The 1,414-nt window shown below is 55.9% G+C and carries 1 protein-coding gene; it reads right to left on the bottom strand.

Going from position 1 to position 1,414, the window contains the following annotated elements; all coding sequences use genetic code 11:
- Positions 1-481: 481 nt before the first annotated feature.
- Positions 482-1,414: IS256 family transposase (locus IGW03_RS37630; protein WP_194727480.1), on the bottom strand; the 933-nt coding region annotated here is incomplete at its 5' end.

Here is a 1,414-nt window from a genome sequence, read left to right as displayed (position 1 = left end):
CCGCGGAAATTCATATCGGTTGAAAGAAAAACTGAAGGCTGGTCTCGTCCGTCCGGAAGAGACTCAATCCTAGTCGGGTGAGGAAATTTCCCTTCCGATATTGTGGAAAATTGCGTTCCTCTTGACACCACGTGCCGTTCCTGCTTGCCTTGGGACGTGAAGTGAAATATTCGCCGGCGATCCTGCAAGGCATCAAGACTGCCGCCGAATCACTAAGCGCGACAGCATTCATCAATATGCTGGATTGGTCTCGAGTATGGGCAAGGAAAACGCGTATGAAGACATCCGACGCACAGTCCGCAGGCTGCTTCATCTGAATTCGCTGAATCAATCTATCAACTCCCAGGCTAAGGGAAGCCAATACGATTCAGACGCAGAGGTGCCACGCGCGGCCTAAACAATAAGATTCAAGTACAACTTTTAACAGTATCGCTCTGAATGTCGAGGTATCGTCAAATGTTGTGTATTGACGGGTCAGTGATCAGGCGGCGGCCAGCTGCTGATGCTCACGAACTCCATCGACAAACTTCACTCCTCGAATCACCTCTGCCAGCCAGGTGAATCCCTTCAAACGCCGGAACGATTGCTCGGCGCAGATAGCCAGCTTGAACAGCATCGCCAACAACGACGCCCTTGAGAAGGCGCCTTTGACACGTTCGGTGCGGTGACGAATTGTGGCGAAGGTTGATTCAATCACATTCGATGTCCTCAGATGTACCCAGTGCTCAGCCGGGAAATCATAGAAAGCCAGTAACGCCTCCCGGTCCTTTGCCAGGCACGCAGCCGCCTTCGGATACTTTGCCTCGTAGGTGACCAGGAAGGCATCAAATGCACTGTATGCCTGTGCCCGTGTCTCTGCCATCCAGATCGCCTGCAAGCCGCCTTTGGCCTTGGTTTGCAAGGACCTGGGCAGGTAGTTGAGCACATTGGCCATCTTGTGTACCCAGCAGCGTTGTTGCCGTGTTTCAGCGAACACTTCATCCAGCGCCGCCCAGAATCCCAGCGCACCATCTCCGACGGCGACTTTGGGCGCTTGCATGCCGCGCTGCTTCAAGCCGATCAAGACTTCCCGCCAGCTCTGCTTCGATTCGCGTACGCCATCCTCTATCGCCAGGAACCGCTTCTGGCCGCGCTCATTGACGCCGACGACCACCAGCGCGCACAACCGGTGATCTTCGGCACGGATGCCCGAATACACGCCATCGCCCCACACGTACACCCAGCGCTCCTTCGACAGATCGCTCTTGTTCCAGGCCGCATACTCGGCAGTCCAGCTTTGCTTCAAACGGCTGATCACGCCAGAGGACAGATTGCCGGTGCCCGGACCAACAAGCGCCTCGAGCGCCGGCCCAATATCCGCCTGTGAGATGCCACGCAAATACAGCCAGGGCAATACCGCATCGACCGAGGCCGC

The sequence above is a fragment of the Noviherbaspirillum malthae genome, assembly GCF_015352985.1.
GTDB lineage: Bacteria > Pseudomonadota > Gammaproteobacteria > Burkholderiales > Burkholderiaceae_D > Noviherbaspirillum > Noviherbaspirillum malthae.
This window is presented reverse-complemented; position numbering and strand designations above follow the sequence as displayed.